Origin of the sequence: Caballeronia sp. LjRoot31, assembly GCF_964253885.1 — a bacterium.
In the GTDB taxonomy this organism is placed as follows: domain Bacteria; phylum Pseudomonadota; class Gammaproteobacteria; order Burkholderiales; family Burkholderiaceae; genus Caballeronia.
On sequence record NZ_CAXURX020000003.1, the window covers coordinates 403,438 to 419,650 of the forward strand.

Consider the following 16,213-nt stretch of genomic DNA (forward strand, 5'->3'; position numbering starts at 1 on the left):
ACCTGATTGCTCGAACGGGCTTAAACGTGCTTGAACGTACCTATGCGCTGCTTTGCGCGAGGCAGCGTGGCTCCCCCATGTCGACCCGGTGTTGTGAGGGATCATTTCCCCGGCTGCTCGTAGAGTTCGGGCTTATGAAGGACCTGCAGAAATACTGCTCGTGGAAATCAGGTGAAGACTTTGTGCGGTATCGAACAGAGTATGGCCTCCAAGCCAAATGACTCTGTGCGCTTGCGCGCATATTGCCACCAGACACTTCTTTGGAGTAGCCGGTTTGCGGCTGCCACTTCACCGCGCACCAGCGCTATCACCCTACTACGCTACAGGCCAGACAACAGGGAAAAGCGGGTGCTCCATCGTCGCGCCTTCTGGCAGCGTCTGCGCGAGACCCGGAAATTCCGGCGAAGTACGCCAACGTCGCGGCGCATGCCGAACATCGTCTCCAATAAAGCGAATCGAGAACGCGCGCCGCCGTGTCTGCCCACTCACACCGCCAGACGCATGCAGCGTCAGCATGTTGAAACACACCATATCCCCCGGTTCCAGCGCCCACCCAATGATCGGATACGCCCCCCGGTCAGCTTCAATATCCGGCAGGTCTGCCAGACTGCCCTCTGGAAACCACTTCGCCTGATTGTCCATGAACGTACGCGGCATCAGCCACGGCCCAAGATGCGACCCCGCAACAAACTCCAGCCTCGATTCCTGCGAGACAGGATCGACTGGAATCCACATGCTGACGTTATCGCGGCCGGTGATGTTGTAGTAAGGCTGGTCCTGATGCCAAGGCGTACGCTGCCGGGTATTCGGCTCCTTCACCAGCAGATGATCGTGGTAAAGCCGTATCGTCTCGCTCCCCAACAGCGCCGCGGCAACCGCGGGTGCCGCCGAATGAAAAATAAACTGGCGATACGCATCGTTCTCCTGCCAATTGCAGAAGTCTTCGAAGAACCAGCCCGGATCGTCGGGACGGCTGGCAACCTTCGCACGCGGACTAGGCGCTTGCAGGTTGCTATCGATACCGCCACGCAGCAAGGCGACTTCTTCCTGCGTGAATATCTGGCGGATACAAACCGCGCCATCGCGGTGAAAGTCTTCCACCAATTGCGGCGTGACGGCCCGCTCAAGACGGGCGGTTACGGTCTCCAACATGTCTGACTCCCTACGAGAAAAAATGGGCTGAGTCCTGACGCTCAATCGCCGTAAATATCGAAATTGAAGTACTTTGCAGCCACCTTTTGATACACACCGTCCTGACGTATCGCGGCAATGGCCTGGTTGATCTGCGTTTCCATCGGCGTGTCGCCCTTTCGTATGCCAATGGCGACATCGCCCGCTACGCGGCTGTCCCCCACCGGCTTGCCCACCAGTGCGAAGCCCTTGCCTTGCGGCGTCTTCAGAAAGCCGAAGTCAGCTTGCACGGCGGCCTGAAATGCTGCATCGAGACGATTCGTCACGAGGTCCTGATAGATCAGATCCTGCGTCTGATACGACACCACCGTCACATTCTTCGGCGCCCACTCCGCATTCGCATAGCTCTCCTGTGTCGATCCCTGCACAACTCCCACGCGTTTACCCTGCAACGCCTGCGCGGTAGGTTGAAGATTCGAGCCCGCGCGCGCAATCAAGGCCGAGCTGCTGCTGTAAAGACGGTGGCTGAAGTCAATCTGCTGACGCCGCGCCGGCGTAGCCGACATCGCGGAGAGTATGGCGTCGAACTTGCGCGCCTTGAGCGCCGGGATCATGCCGTCGAAGTTCTGCTCGACCCACACGCATTTCTGATGGAGCTGCGCGCAGATCGCGTTGCCCAGGTCGATATCGAAACCCGTGAACGTTCCATCGGGCGCCTTCGACTCGAACGGCGGATAGCTGGGATCAACGCCGAAGCGAATGGCGTCTTTGTCCTGTGCAAGAACAGCAAGGGGCAACATCGCCAGTGCGCAAAAGGCTGAAAGCGTTACGTGTTTCATGGAGTTCCCCGTCGGTGTTGAATCAATTTGAGCGGTCGGTGATCCGGTCTGCGTTCTATGCGATGACGCGACTGGATCAGTTCGGCGCGGCTGGCGAGCATGTCGATGGAAGCAGTCATTCTCGTAAGTCCGTGATGAGCGTTGGAACTTGATCGGGTGACGCTACCGTAGCGCGACAGAAAACGGGACGGGAGAGCTAGAATCGTGAACATGGCAACCAGAGGTGAACACCCCGCGCAAACCCGTCTTTTATCATTGAGGCCGTATGAAACTTCATCAAATCCGCACGCTTATCGCCATTGCCGAAGCAGGCGGGGTGCGCGGTGCGGCGCGCGTTTTGAAAGCCTCCCCGGCGGCTATCACCAAGAGCCTGCGCCAACTTGAGGAAACGGTGCAGATGTCGCTGGTGGTGCGCACGTCGTCAGGCGTCACGCTCACGGAGAGCGGCCAGGCGCTCCTCGTTCACGCCCGATTGATCTACGGACAGATGACCCGCGCCCAGGAAGCCATGAACGCCCTGCGGGGCGCCACGCAGGGCAAGCTCACCGTAGCGGTCACCCCGTGGATCGCCATGACGTTCCTGGCGGACACGGTCACGCGCTTTTGCGAGCGCATGCCCGATATCCGCCTGGAATTCTTCGAGGGATTGTTGTCGATCGCCAATCCGCGCCTGCGCGACGGCAGCCTCGACTTCTTTATCGGCCGGCCGGAGCCTGGGGCGTTCGGTGTTGAATTTCAGTATCGGCCACTGTTTTCGTCGACTTGCGCGCTCGTCGCTCGCGAGGGACATCCGAGAGCGAATTGCCATTCATTGGCGGATCTCAGCGATCTGGACTGGGTGTTGACGTGGGATCCGTTGAGCGAAAATGCCCTCGTCGACAACATGTTCACCCGATACAACGTGCCCGTGCCGCGAAAGATTCATCTGACGCATTCTCTTTCGATTGCCATTGCGTTGCTCAAAAAGACCGACATGGTGAGCGTATTCCCGTGGCCGCTCGTCGAGGTCAGTGCGGCCAAGGAAGGCCTGTGCGCCATTCCGTTGCGCGAGCAACTGGACGACGCAATGGTCAGCGTCATCTCGCGCAGCGGTCATCCCGCGAGCGCCGCAGCCGAGTGCTTTATAGAATGCATGATCGAAACGATTCGCGAGGGATGCGAATCGAGTTTGCCGGAAACACGCCACGTGTTGCAGTCAGTCGAACTATTGATCTGATGGCGTGCCGGTAATTTGCGAATGGTTTGCAGATCGACTGTCCGCTCCGGCCGACCATTCGCAGACGCAACGTCTCGCAAAAAACGGCGCGCACCGTTAAGTGCGCGCCGTTGGTTCGGAAGTGTCATGCCCGGCGGCAAACCGGGCGGCTCACATCAGAATATGTTGCGAAGACCGATTGCAACGCCGGTCTGGTTGTTACGTCCCGGAAAGTCTGCTTGCGCCGCGCCGGTGCCACGGATGAAGTCGACCGTGCCATACACTTCTGTCCGCTTGGACAGCGAGTATTCGGCAAGCAGCACGCCTGAGTAGCGCACGCCGCGGCTAAGCGTGGTTCCGTCCGCGTCCAGCGCATTGCGTGAGTGGTCGTAGTAGGCCGCCGCGGTCAGCAGCAATGGGGGGGTGACCTGCCACGTGGCACCCGTGTAGAAGCCATCGTCAATGCGGTTGGTATTTGTCACGGGCGCCGCGAAGTTGGCCGCCGGCGAGTTTGCAGCCGACATGAAGATGTCGACCATGCCGGTGTTGTCCTGCGAATGCAGCCAGCCCGCAAAGGTCTTGACCGTGCTGAATGCATAGACCGCGCTCACGTTGACAACATTGAACTTGTTGTTGTGTATGTCGCTGTTCTGCTGGAAGCCCGCATCCAGCGACAAGCCGCTGTAGGTGTACGAAGCAGTCACGCCGTACATGTTGCTCGCGCCAGTGCTGCCGGCCACGTTGCCGAAGCCGTACATGGCTTCAACATTCAGGCCGCCGAACTGGCCGTTGTACTTGACGGAGTTGTTCTGGCGCAGGCCGTAGCCGAGTGCGCCGGGCAACCAGCCGTCCTGATCGTAGTTACCTACGGTCAACGGGTCGTATACGTTCCCTAACTGATCGAACAGCGGCGTGTTCTGGCGACCCACGGTGACGGTGCCATACTGGTTACTCGACAGCCCGACATAAGCCATCCGGTTGAAGAGCGTATTCGCGCTCGCAAACTGGCCATTCCAGAGGTTGAAGCCGTCCTCGAGCCGGAATACCGCGGACAAACCACCGCCCAGATCCTCAGATCCCTTCAAGCCCCAACGACTGCCGGTGATCGGGCCGACGCCCATCGCTACCTGGCTGTTGTTGTTTGCATCGGCGTTGGTGAGATAGCGGACGCTTGTGTCGACGATGCCATATAGCGTGACCGAGCTTTGCGCGAAAGCGGACTGAGCAGCGATGGCGAGCAGCGCGCCGCCGATTGCACCGATTGCGCTGGTAGTTTTCTTCACAGAGTGTCTCCCCTATTGATTTGTTGGGCCAACTGACGGTGTATGTAACGCCAGCAGTTCATGCGCGATTTTTGATCGCAAGCGCGATAATATTTCCTTCAAATTAAATCGGGATCTGTTTTCGAATGTTGTGTCTCCCGTTCACAACATCCGATTGACTTCCGTGCCGCGGGATAGTCCATAAAATATGGACCGGTTGACATTTACTGGAACGCTATTGAATACCGTTTCGTCCTGCAGCCATGAAATTACCCATAGGTGTCTGACGCATTGCAGCACCACCGACATTGGTCTCGAAGCCACGGTTTCCGGTCGCGGTTAAAATGCGCTTTTAGCGCACGGACTGGCATCGCGCGGCAGCATCTTTAAGGGTTGCCTGCGCTGCCTTGAGGTAATCCAATTCTGTCACCCAATTCGAGACCGATCCCCCAAATGCCACTGCTGTCCGACGATGAACTGGATGAACTCGACCGGTTCCTGATGTCCGATTTAGTATCGGATGAAACATTGATGGTCGACGGTCTGGACGGCTATCTGACCGCCATCGCGATCGGTCCGATCACATTGATGCCGAGTCAGTGGCTGCCGGGTATCTGGGGGCCGGAGCGTGACGACGCACCTGCATTCGAGTCGAAGGAACAGGCCCAACGCATCATGAGTCTCATCGTTCAACACTTCAACGGCATTATCGAAACCCTGGAGAATGATCTGGGCTCGTTCGCGCCGGTATTCAGTGAGGACAAGTTTCCAGACGATCCGCATGTGTATCCGAACGCCGAGCCTTGGGCGCTTGGTTTCATGGAGGGTCTCAACTTGTGCCGCTCAGCGTGGCAACCGCTGTTCGATGAACCAGATGGGCAAGTATGGCTAAGGCCGTTACATTTACTAGGCGCTGAGGACCTTAGCGAAGAAGAGGACTCACTCGTCCTTCGGCCCGATCAACGGGAACAGTTCGCGAAACAGATTCCCGACAGCATCGCCATGATCTACCGCTATTGGCTTCCGTTCCGACGAGCGGTGTTTGAACGCGAACTCGCAACGACGGTCCAGCGCGCAGCTCCGAAGGTCGGCCGCAACGATCCGTGCCCATGCGGTTCCGGCAAGAAGTTCAAGAAATGCTGCGGAGCGGGAAGCATTCTTCATTAGCGCGACAACAATTCAGGTGACCGCCTGGTTGCATCAAGGTCCCCCGAAAGACGTGTCAGTCGACAATCAGTTTTAATCCGACAGGCAGTGACTCGCCGAACACGCGCCCGGTGTCCGCGTTGTCGAGCGTCACGGCTTCGCGAACCATATTGACCCACGCCGGCGGTGCGTTCGCGGCTTCGAGTCGCCGCACGACAGTCTCGCGGACCGGCTCCGCCAGATCCCTTGAACGGTCGCCCGTCATACGCGCGATTTGCGCGGCGGCAAACACGGCGGGCTCAACCTTTCTCCAGTCCAGCGCGAGGATTGTGTCCAGCCATCGGGTCGCCACCTCCGCCGGCACGACACCATGCGCGCTGCCATAGAACGGCCGGCGTGCACCGATGCGTCCAATTGCCCACCAGCCCTGGTGATTTTCCGAGGGCCGCTGAAGCCGGGCCAGAAGCTCTTCCGCGATATCGATCTTGCGATCAACGGGGATGCGTTCAAGCGACGCGGAAAGACGAAGCATGTCCGCGTGGCCGACCTTCGCGGGATCGAAGGGCAGCTTGTGCCGCTTCGTGCCCGCAGCAGCCTGAAGCCAGGCCGTTGCATCGAGCACCTGAAGCTGTGCATCCTCACGCAGGCCACCTGCCGCGCGACGCCATAACGTCCACCATTCGGACCACACCTGGCCCTCGTTGACGTACTGGATGCCGTCATCGAACAGCGACCAAAGCTGTTCGATGCGCCATTCATCGAGCGGATAGCCAAATCCCGGCCGCACGCAGTATCCCGCCAGATTCAACCATAGGCGCTCATGATCTGCGGAACGACGCCGCCGGCTAGCGCGCTCCCAGAGCGCCCCGAACAGTTCGCGAAGCAGTGCGCTATCCCAACTCTGACGCGGCCCCAGTAGCTGTTCTAGTCCTGCACGCAGACGCTTCACTTCCTTGGGATCGACATTCGCCGAGCGAGCGCCGAACGTGCGGTCGATGAGTTCAATCGCTTTGTCGAGTGACGGATTTCGACTAGCCGCGGAGATGTCGTGTTCAGCATCGTCACGGCGCAACTGGAACTCGAGCAGCCATCGTTGCGAAGCGTCATCGGTTGCGATGCAGTGCATCTCCAGCCGGCCGAGTTCCGTCAGCGACGTCGTGAGTCTGACCCGTCGCTCGCGAGGTCCGCTTGCGTCCTGCTGCTGCACCACCGTTGCGACCGGCGGCAAGCGGACGAAGTCGCCCGTCGTGAGGTCGACAAGGTCGCCTGGCTTCCAAGCCGTGTCGGCGACGGTGGAAACCAGATGGAAGCGCACCGGTGCCCCAAGCCGCAGTGCAAACACACGATCCTCGAGATGGACCTCGTGGCCTTCTTCGGTTCCGCGTGACAACAGGCACACGCCTCGCAATGCCTGCGCGTTGTCCTGCGCGTCGTTATCAAGGACGAGGAAGTAGCTGCGTGGCGAGCCGCCGCCAATACGCGGCGCGTGTCCCGCGCGGGCCAGGCCGTAAGCGACCGCGCCACGCGCGACAGCAACGTCGGGATGGTCGTTTTGCAACACATGCAGAGGCTGCCCGCGCCACGTACCCAGCGCGCTCGCCAGACGCCGGGAGAGCGCTTCGGCCCGGAAGACGCCACCGTTGAGCAGCAAGGTATCGGGCATCGACGTTTGCGCAATATCCGATGCACCCAATGCATCGCGCGACTGCGCGTCGAGTCTTTTCAGAAACGCTGCGATGTGCCGCGTGATTGCCGCATCGGCCGCGTAGGGCAAGCCGAACTCGACGAGCGCGGCCCGCGACCGGCGAGGCAGTTCGTCCAGGCTGCCCATGGGAAAGAACCCTTCCACGATGATCTGCTCGACTTCCTGCCGGCTCAGCTCCGTCGTGCGTGCGCCGCCGACAAGCCGGGCCCCCGCACCAAGCAGCGTGATTGCGACGGAGTCGGGCGGCTGTGCGCCAAGCAATTGCTCCTTCGCGGCGCGGCATCGTTCGACGAGCTGGGACAGGCTCGCCGCCGACAGCCGCGTTTGCTCCTTGGCCAAACGCGTCTCGACCAGATGCGCGAGCGCAAGATCCATGTTGTCGCCGCCGAGCATCAAATGATTGCCGACGCCAATGCGGGTCAGTTGCGGCTCGCCGTCCTCAAAATGCACCTTGATCAGTGTGAGGTCTGTTGTGCCGCCGCCCACATCGCAGACCAGCACGAGGCGCGTCTGCGCGAGTTCGGCGCCAAGCGTCGCGCGATGATGAAACAGCCAGTCGTAGAAAGCGGCCTGAGGCTCTTCGAGCAAGCGCAGAGCAGGCAGTTTCGCAATACGCGCGGCCTCGAGCGTAAGTGCGCGCGCGCCGTCATCGAACGATGCAGGAACGGTTAGCACTACGTCCTGATCTTCGAGCAACGCGTGCGGAAAACGGCGGTTCCACGCGGCACGCACGTGAGCCAGATAGCTGGCGCTCGCGGTCACCGGCGAGACCTTGCCGGTGACCGCGAGCGCGCCCCACGGCAGAATCGGTGCAAGACGGTCGACCGACGCATGCGAGAGCCAACTTTTCGCGCTGGTCACGAGGCGTCCCGGCACCTGCGCGCCGAGCGTGCGAGCCAGATGTCCAATCACGGCCGGCTGCGTATCGTGCTTGTTGGCTCCGCTCCACGGTAATTGCAGATCGCCAGGCGCAAGCTCGCCCGGCGCCGGGTGATAGCGCACGGACGGCAACAGCTCGCGCGCGCCGACCTCGCCAAGACCCACAAGCTGATCGATATCGAAGATGCTGATTTCGTCAGACCCCGCCTCGACGTACGCAACGACCGTATTGCTCGTGCCGAGATCGATGCCGACGATGGTTCGCTTCATCGCGCTCAGGCGTTCGCGCTGCCGCGCACATCGAATTCGACTTTCCAGCGCTCGTTCGTGCCGCGCGGCACGGCTTCGAGTTCCAGTGTGCCGGCTTCAGTGATCCGTGCATGCAGCTTCACCGGCACGACTTCGCCGGGCGTACGTCCTTCGGGCGGCAGCGTAGCGTGGATTTCCTCCAGCTCCTGCAACTCGTCGGGCGACCAGTAGTCGAGCATCGTGCCGACCTGATCTTGCCGGCGTACCGACGAACCGAAGAAGCGGAAGTGCACGGGCTCCCCGACCACGAGGCCGAATTCCTGAGCCGGCAAGGCCGCGTCCGTGCCTTCTTCCATACCGAAGGGCGCGAGGCACAATGCCTGGACAGGTGGCTCCATACCGGGCACGGCCGGCATGGCTGACTCGATCGCAATATAGTAAGCGCGCGCCGTGCCGCCACGAATGCGCACGCCCTTGCCGCGTTTCACGTAGCCGTAGTACGCCGCGCCGCGCGCGACCGCGAGGTCGAGATCGGCGCCGCCCAAAAGGCGTGCTGGCGCCGCGCCTTCGGCTGCGAGCCAGCCGTTAAGGCCATCGAGAATGCGTTCGACGAGCAGCGTCGACTTGAACACGCCGCCGTTGAACAAGACCGCCGTGGGATGCAGGAAGCTCGCGTTCTCGACCGGCACGTGCTGCAGTCCGTCGAGATCGGCGAGTGCTGCGACCTGTCGGCCGAGGAACGCTGCGAGATGCCGCGTAATGCCCGCATCCTGCGCATACGGGAGGCCGAGCTGCGTCAGGCCGCCTCGTGCTCGGGTCACCGGCCGCGCCGATGCATCGACTTGCGGGAAGAAGCCATCGAGAATCGTCTGCGTGAGTTCGGCGCGGGTCAGTTCGGTGCGGATCGAGCCGCCAATCAGTTTCGATCCACGGCTCGGTACGACCAGCGGCACGGTATCTGTACTGCGGTCGGTCAACAGCGTTTCCTTGGCTGCCCGGCACGCATAGGTGAGCGCGCGCAACTGCCACGGATCGGCCTGCGTTCCCTGGGCAGCCAGCTTGCGCGCAACCCCATGCGCCAGCGCCAGATCCATGTTGTCGCCGCCCAGCAGGATGTGTTCGCCGACCGCGACACGATGCAACTCAAGATTGCCCTCACGTTCGATAACCGCGATCAACGACAGGTCGGTCGTGCCGCCGCCCACGTCCACGACCAGGATGATGTCGCCGACCTTCACTTGCTTGCGCCAGGCGCCGTCGCTTTTCTGGATCCAGCTATAGAGCGCTGCTTGCGGTTCTTCCAGCAGCGTCATGCGGGCGTAACCAGCCGCTTGCGCTGCCTCGGCGGTCAATTCCCTCGCGGCCGGATCGAAGGAAGCGGGAATGGTGACCGTGATTTCCTGTTCGCTGAACGGTGCGTCGGGATGCGCGTAGTCCCATGCTTCACGCAGATGCGTGAGATAGCGAACCGAGCTTTCAAGCGGTGAGACACGCGTGACTTCAGGCGGCGCGTCGCTTGGCAGGATCGCCGCGCGACGGTCCACGCCCGAATGACAGAGCCAGCTCTTGGCGCTCGATACCAAACGAATCGGCGTCCCTGCGCCTCGGCTGCGTGCCATTTCACCGACTGCGAAGTCGCGTTCGGCGGTCCACGGCAAGGCCAGGTCACCCGGCGTCAGTTCGCTCGGATGCGGCAGGTAGAGAAACGAGGGCAGCAGGTCCGGTGATTCGATGGCCCCCGGTGCGGTGAGCTGCGTGATCGGCAGCACGCCTTGACTGGTTTTCTCGCCGTCACTGGCGGAGAGATCGACATACGAGAGGGCGCAATGGGTAGTGCCCAGATCGATGCCGATCGAATAACGCGCCTCCGTCATAGTTCCACCTCGGCCTGTGCGATCACGGTTGCGTCGTGGGTCTTTGTCAACATCGGGAGCCGGACGTCTTCTACTCGCCAGCCGCGGTGACTAAGATTGCCGCTGAACGGCGGCTTGCCGACCACGTTGCCTGTCAGTCTGATTGCGGTCGCGTCGAAGCCATCGGCGAGCGTCACGCGGCTGCCTTCGGCCTCTTCTCGTACCGGGCGAATCGTGAAATGCTCGCGCAGCGTCGCGCGGCAACCGTCGTGCACAAGCCTCGCGGCGGCGCCGATGTCCGCATCGGAATAACCTGCAATGTCCTCTTCGACAAAGTCAACAAAGCGCGCGCCGCGCTGGAGAAGTCCGAGAAGCTGAAGCGCCGCGTCCGGGCTTGCCGCCTTGATCGTGGGAGCGACTGCTGCTGCGGGTTGGGGTGCGGTGACTGGCGCCGCCACTACTGCCCCGTCGCGCAGCCGACGCACTTGGGCTGCGAATTCGCGGTCACCCAGGACAGCGAAAAATGTTCCGACGGCCAGGGAAAGTCTGCCGAAGAAAGACAGGTTTGATTCGGTCATACAAAATTGCTCCTGTAGGCTCGCTTGAACAACGAGCTATCCTGCCGGCCGCTGGACAAGGCTCATTGAAAGCCTTGAAGGGCGAATGCCGGCATTTAATTCGTCAGCCCGATGGGGGCTAAAACCCGTATTTTGCCTTGATGTGGCCGAGAGCCGTTCAATATGCGAATGGTGGCGGTCTATTGTCGCCATTGCGATGCTGCGTGCGCGCGCGCATGGCTCGTGCCTGAAGGCATCGACACGCCGGTCTTGCCGCCTATGAAATTGAAAGCCGCGCGCATTGCGATGCGCCGCATGAAGGGCCATACGGGGTTGAGATTTGGTGCATGCGTAAGACCGGCAGGGCGCGGTTTCGGTCGCTGGAAACGAACGATCGACTGATGCCCGGTTTGGCGGCTAGTCGCCTTCGAAATCATCGGCCGCCTTACGATTCCGGCGCTCTTCGTTGGCACGGCGAGCGCGCACGCGCTGGCGCCACAGGACGGTAATGACCTCCCCCGTGGTCGCGCCAGCGGGGATTTCGTTGCGGATGAGATTCGGCACCATCGGCAGGCCAAGCCGCTGCCTTCGCAGAGCCCGGGCTATGGCCGTGCGGCACTCCTGCCCGTGGCAATCCCATTCGTCACGCATTTTTCTGCAGTAACGGCACTCGTTCATGGCAAATAGTTTAACTGTAAACCCTGATGGCCGGGACCGTCAGGAGTTGCAGACGGTCCCAGCCGTCACGTGCCAGGCCCTCGCATACAAAGATTCACGGCGGATCGACAGACACGTATTCGCGTCGGCGACTCCCCGTCATGCCGGGGAAATCCGGGTTCGCGCTAGTTAAAGTATTGACTCCCGTTGCCGATATTCAATCTAAGCACTGCCCCCGTTCAATTCGCCTTGTCTTTGCGACTTTCCGCTTCAGAGCCGCCACCATGGTTATGCCATTAGCTCTTTCGCGATGCAGGTTCCAACGGTTAGCTTTCAGGTGCGTCCAAAGTGCCCATTGACGCCGGGTCGTTCCATCCCGCAACCAAAAAGTAAACCTCAAGTGCGACGAATTGAGCTTGCCTCCCTTCTATCTGTCCTGCTCAGCGTCATTCTCATGTCGTTGTATGGTTGTCACCAGCAAGACCACACCTCTTCGAGCGCGAGCGCGCCGCCCCGGACCACCATCACTGCGCTGATATGGGCCCCAGATTGGCCAGAGGAAATGCTTCAGATTGCCGCCGAGTTCAGCAAGCTCAATCCAGACATACGCGTGAATGTGCAGTTCATGATTGGCAATTCAGTCGAAGAAAATATCAAGCCCCGGATCGCCTCCGGCAACTTGCCGGATCTGGTCAGTGTCAACCCTAACGCCTATGCGGCTGAATTGGCCGATCAAGGCATCCTGGCGGACGTCGGCGAAACGTCAGCATGGAACAACATGCTCGACCCTCTCAAGGGAGACTGGACGAGTCGCCAATCCAGAAAGTTTGGAATCTCCGGCGGAGTGGCGACAACGCTGATTTATTACAACCAGGACATGTTCGCGAAGGCCGGGATCACGGAACTGCCGACCAATTTCCGCGAATTCCTGATAGTTTGCGATAAGCTCAAACGTGCGGGTTTTACACCTATCATGTGGAACGGCGGCTTCCCTAACATGCTCGGCAACGGTCCCTTCAGTTTCGGCTTTGCCAACAATGTGGTGGCACGCGACCCGGATTGGAAGAAGAAAATCTCTGACGGCACGCTCGATTTGAACACGCCTCAGGTAGCCGATATCTTTGCGAAGATTCTGCTGATTGCAGACCGCGGATACGTACAAGAGGGGTTCATGGCGACGGACTACGATGAAGGCATACGCCTGTTCAAGGAAGGCAAGGTTGCGATGGCTTTCCACGGCAGTTGGGCAGCCGGCCTTTTGTTGCGCGGCAACCCCTTCGAGGTTGGCGTGTTTATTCCCCCCTGGAACGCGCCTGGCAAGCGGGTGGTGCCTGTGATTGGCAGTGAAACCGGGTTTGCGGTGTGTGAGACGCCCAACAAAGTCGCCGCCACTCGCTTTCTGGAATTCATCGCCGGGAAGGGATTCTCCATTCTCCAAAGAAAACGTCAGAACATTCCGCCATTCAAGCAAGTCGACGAAACAATGGTGAGCAATCCAAAGATTGCCGACTACACGAATAGGGTCAGCCATTTTTCCGTGACCGCTAGCCCGTACTATTCTGTCCTACCCTCCAACTCGATCGAGCGGTTGCATCAGTTGATGCAGGATGTGTTGTTCAAGAAGATCACGCCCAGGCAGGCGGCAAAACTCCTGGACGAATCTGTCAAGAACGAAGCAAAGATGCACTACAAATGAGCTCAATCATCGGTTCGCTGCGAAGCGTTTTCGAATACCTCTCCCTGGATCTGCTGCGCCGGGTCGAAATTCGCTACCGGCTAATCACCGCATTCATTTTGCTCTCGCTGCTGCCCATACTTCTTTCGGGATACTTATCGTATGTCGAGTCGAGTGCGGCGATCAGGGAGAAGGCAGAGATATTTTCGAAAGAGGTGGTCAGGCAGCTATCCAAGAACGTCTTGTTGCGGATGGAGCAGATCGAGACGGAAAGCAGCTTCCTTGTGCTCTCCGATCGGGTTCAAGGTGCGTTGACAAGGGTCGCAAACGGCAGCGCAAAAGAGCAGAGCGAGGCTCGCCGGGATATGACCCGGCTACTCCTGGAGCACTACGGATCGATTGATTTCATCAACCAGAAATACCTGCTCGACAAGAACAACCGCATCATGGACACCCAGGCGTTCGCGCAACTGACCCAGGGTGTGACGCATTTGGTCAAGCAGGCGCCCGATCATAATGGACACCCTTATTGGGGCAGTTACGACAACGGTGTTGGGCAACAAAACCTGGGGATGGTGCGGGCTATCATTGGCAAGAGCAATAATCGGCAGATCGGCAATCTGGTTCTGGTCGTTCGCCCCGAATATTTCTCGACAATTTTTAATGACGTCGCCTTGGGGAGTGGAACGGAAATCTACGTTCTCGATGCCAGTAGCAACAAGCTGATTGTCCGAGCCGACGACACATCCGCGAGTACCAGTGAGACGGCCGAACCTGGTCTGATCGATCAAATCGCGCATAACGAACCCTATGGCCAGCCGAGTGGTTTCGTCGCCTTCGAGGGCGAGCGCCGCGCGCGCTACTTTGCCGCGTACTCAAGGATTCCCGGCACGACCTGGTTTGTGGTCAGCACAATTCCCGAAGCCAAATTGACGGCACAGGCACAGTCGGTGCGCGACCAGATCGTGCTGGTCGGCATCTCGGGCTTCTTGCTTTCGATCTTCCTCGCCTACTTTATCTCCCACAGCATTTCGGCACCGCTTAAGGAACTGGTGCGAAAGATGCACGATACGGGCAACGATGCGGGAGCCGAGGCTGAAGAAGACGCACAGGCGCTCACCGATGCCGACAGTCAAGATGAGTTAGGCAGACTGGCGCAGCGGTTTGAAAGAATGCGCGAGGCAATCAAGCAGAAAATCCAGAAGATCAACGAGATCAACTCCTCCCTTGAACAGACCGTCATCGAGCGAACGGCGGAACTCGTTACCAAGGAGCACGAGTCGCGCACGTTGATCGAGAATTCGCCTGACACGATTACCCGCTACGACCGGGACCTCCACCGCATTTATGCCAATCCCGCGTTCTGTACCTCGGCGGGGTGCAGCCTCGGCGAAGCGCTCGGCAAGCGCCCTTCAGAAAACCCCGGCGGCGCTAATGCGCTGATCTACGAGATGAAGATTCTAGACGTCATTTCAAGCGGGGAAAGTTCGCAGTTCGAACTGAAATGGGTCAGTCGCGACGGACAGGAACAGTGCACCCATATCCGCCTGACTCCGGAGATTGACCGGTCAGGCAAGGTGAGTTCCGTGCTGGCCGTTGGTCGCGATTTATCGGACCGGATGGCATTCGAGGCAACGATCTGGAAACAGGCCAATTTTGATGCGCTGACCCACCTTCCGAACCGTCAGATGTTTCATGACCGTCTCGACCATGAAGCCAGAATGGCGCGTCGCTCCGGAAAACGTATGGCCTTGATGCTGATCGACCTGGATCGATTCAAAGAGGTCAATGACTCCCTGGGACACGACACCGGGGACATCCTGCTGATCGAGGCGGCCAGACGCATCACGTCGAGCGTGCGCGAATCGGACACTGTTGCTCGTCTCGGCGGTGACGAATTTACTGTCATCCTGCCCAACCTGGACGACATCGAAAGTATTGACCGGATCGCAAAGACTATTATCGACAAGCTGGCCGAACCCTTCAAGCTCGGCCCGGACGAGGCTTTCATATCGGCCAGCGTCGGCGTCACGCTTTACCCCGACGACACCAGCGAGCTTGATGTCCTTTTCAAGAATGCTGACCAGGCCATGTATGCGGCCAAAAACGCCGGGCGCAATCGTTTCAGCTACTTCACGCCCGACTTGCAAGTGGCGGCAGAAAAGCGCCGGCGTCTCATGAGTGATCTACGCGCCGCCCTGCCCGGTGAACAGTTCCAGATCTATTACCAGCCCATCGTCGATCTGGCGACTGGGGAGGTCTACAAAGCCGAGGCACTGATCCGCTGGCTGCACCCTGAACGCGGCACGATCAGCCCGCTGGATTTCATTCCATTGGCCGAAGACACGGGACTCATCGTTCCGGTCGGAGACTGGATGTTTAAACAGGCCGTGCAGCAGGCCCGGCAATGGCGCAGCCGATTCCATCCGTCTTTCCAGATCAGCGTCAACGTGTCACCGGTGCAGATTCGTCAAGACAGCCTCCTGTGTACCCAATGGCCCGACTATCTGAATCAGGAAGGGATGCCGGGGCAGAGTGTTGCGATCGAAATAACCGAGGGGCTGTTACTGCATGCCGAATCGAAGATCGACGAGAAGCTGCTGACCTTCCGCGATGCGGGGATCCGGATCTCGATCGACGACTTCGGGACAGGTTACTCGTCGCTGGCATATCTCAGGCGCTTCGATATCGATTACCTCAAGATCGACCGTTCATTCGTGCAGAACCTCGCGTTTGATGGAGACAATCAGGCGCTTTGCGAGGCGATGGTCGTACTCGCTCACAAACTGGGATTGAAAGTCATTGCGGAAGGGGTGGAGACGACAGAGCAACGGGATTTCCTCTTCGCCGTGGGTTGTGATTTTGCCCAAGGTTTTTTATATTCCGAGCCCGTTCCACCTGATCAATTTGAGGCGTTGGTATGGCCGGCTCTCACGGAGAGGCCTACCCATCATACGGCTGCTGCGAGCAGCATAGCCGACGCATGAAACACACGTGCCCGGCAACAATCGATAAAGAATCGACCCCCGCCGGGCACGCCTGACGTTCCGTTGCAAAGCGTCAGT

Annotated in this window: 11 protein-coding genes; 4 read left to right on the top strand and 7 right to left on the bottom strand. The window is 59.6% G+C overall.

Annotated features, from left to right (window positions below; genetic code table 11):
• Positions 1–315: 315 nt before the first annotated feature.
• Positions 316–1,152: a phytanoyl-CoA dioxygenase family protein gene (locus ACSQ8V_RS30615; RefSeq protein ID WP_213765198.1), complete on the bottom strand. Its 837-nt coding sequence runs from the start codon at positions 1,150–1,152 to the stop codon at positions 316–318.
• A gap of 41 nt (positions 1,153–1,193) precedes the next feature.
• Positions 1,194–1,970 carry an ABC transporter substrate-binding protein gene (locus ACSQ8V_RS30620; protein ID WP_436185484.1) on the bottom strand — a complete coding sequence of 259 codons (777 nt, stop codon included), beginning with the start codon at positions 1,968–1,970 and terminating at the stop codon, positions 1,194–1,196.
• A 265-nt stretch (positions 1,971–2,235) separates the two neighbouring features.
• On the opposite strand from ACSQ8V_RS30620, the gene ACSQ8V_RS30625 reads away from it, so the two are divergent.
• A complete protein-coding gene (locus ACSQ8V_RS30625) occupies positions 2,236–3,186 on the top strand; it encodes a LysR substrate-binding domain-containing protein (protein ID WP_213765201.1) in 951 nt (316 codons plus the stop codon).
• Positions 3,187–3,341: 155 nt separating this feature from the next.
• Here the strand turns inward: ACSQ8V_RS30625 and ACSQ8V_RS30630 are convergent, their stop codons facing one another.
• Positions 3,342–4,448 carry a porin gene (locus ACSQ8V_RS30630; RefSeq protein WP_213765202.1) on the bottom strand — a complete coding sequence of 369 codons (1,107 nt, stop codon included), beginning with the start codon at positions 4,446–4,448 and terminating at the stop codon, positions 3,342–3,344.
• A 432-nt stretch (positions 4,449–4,880) separates the two neighbouring features.
• On the opposite strand from ACSQ8V_RS30630, the gene ACSQ8V_RS30635 reads away from it, so the two are divergent.
• Complete coding sequence (locus ACSQ8V_RS30635; RefSeq protein WP_436208285.1) at positions 4,881–5,594, top strand: UPF0149 family protein; 714 nt, start codon at positions 4,881–4,883, stop codon at positions 5,592–5,594.
• A 55-nt stretch (positions 5,595–5,649) separates the two neighbouring features.
• On the opposite strand, the gene ACSQ8V_RS30640 is transcribed toward ACSQ8V_RS30635, so the two are convergent.
• The 4 genes from ACSQ8V_RS30640 to ACSQ8V_RS30655 all read right to left on the bottom strand — a co-directional run bounded on the left by ACSQ8V_RS30640 (position 5,650) and on the right by ACSQ8V_RS30655 (position 11,494).
• Complete coding sequence (locus ACSQ8V_RS30640) at positions 5,650–8,427, bottom strand: Hsp70 family protein (protein WP_436208286.1); 2,778 nt, start codon at positions 8,425–8,427, stop codon at positions 5,650–5,652.
• A gap of 5 nt (positions 8,428–8,432) precedes the next feature.
• Positions 8,433–10,280 (bottom strand): Hsp70 family protein, encoded by a 1,848-nt coding sequence (locus tag ACSQ8V_RS30645; protein ID WP_436185488.1) that lies wholly within the window; start codon positions 10,278–10,280, stop codon positions 8,433–8,435.
• The gene (locus tag ACSQ8V_RS30650) at positions 10,277–10,837 is read right to left on the bottom strand and encodes a DUF2760 domain-containing protein (RefSeq protein WP_436185489.1); all 561 of its coding nucleotides are present in this window, start codon (positions 10,835–10,837) and stop codon (positions 10,277–10,279) included. Before ACSQ8V_RS30650 ends, ACSQ8V_RS30645 begins: the two co-directional genes overlap by 4 nt.
• A 396-nt stretch (positions 10,838–11,233) precedes the next feature.
• Complete coding sequence (locus tag ACSQ8V_RS30655; protein ID WP_213765206.1) at positions 11,234–11,494, bottom strand: hypothetical protein; 261 nt, start codon at positions 11,492–11,494, stop codon at positions 11,234–11,236.
• Positions 11,495–11,927: 433 nt separating this feature from the next.
• Here ACSQ8V_RS30655 and ACSQ8V_RS30660 point away from each other — a divergent pair, with 433 nt between their 5' ends.
• Both ACSQ8V_RS30660 and ACSQ8V_RS30665 read left to right on the top strand, forming a co-directional pair.
• Entirely contained in the window at positions 11,928–13,169 is a 1,242-nt protein-coding gene (locus tag ACSQ8V_RS30660; protein WP_436186445.1) for an ABC transporter substrate-binding protein, read from the top strand.
• Entirely contained in the window at positions 13,166–16,135 is a 2,970-nt protein-coding gene (locus tag ACSQ8V_RS30665; protein WP_436208287.1) for a bifunctional diguanylate cyclase/phosphodiesterase, read from the top strand. Before ACSQ8V_RS30660 ends, ACSQ8V_RS30665 begins: the two co-directional genes overlap by 4 nt.
• The last annotated feature ends 78 nt before the right edge of the window (positions 16,136–16,213 follow it).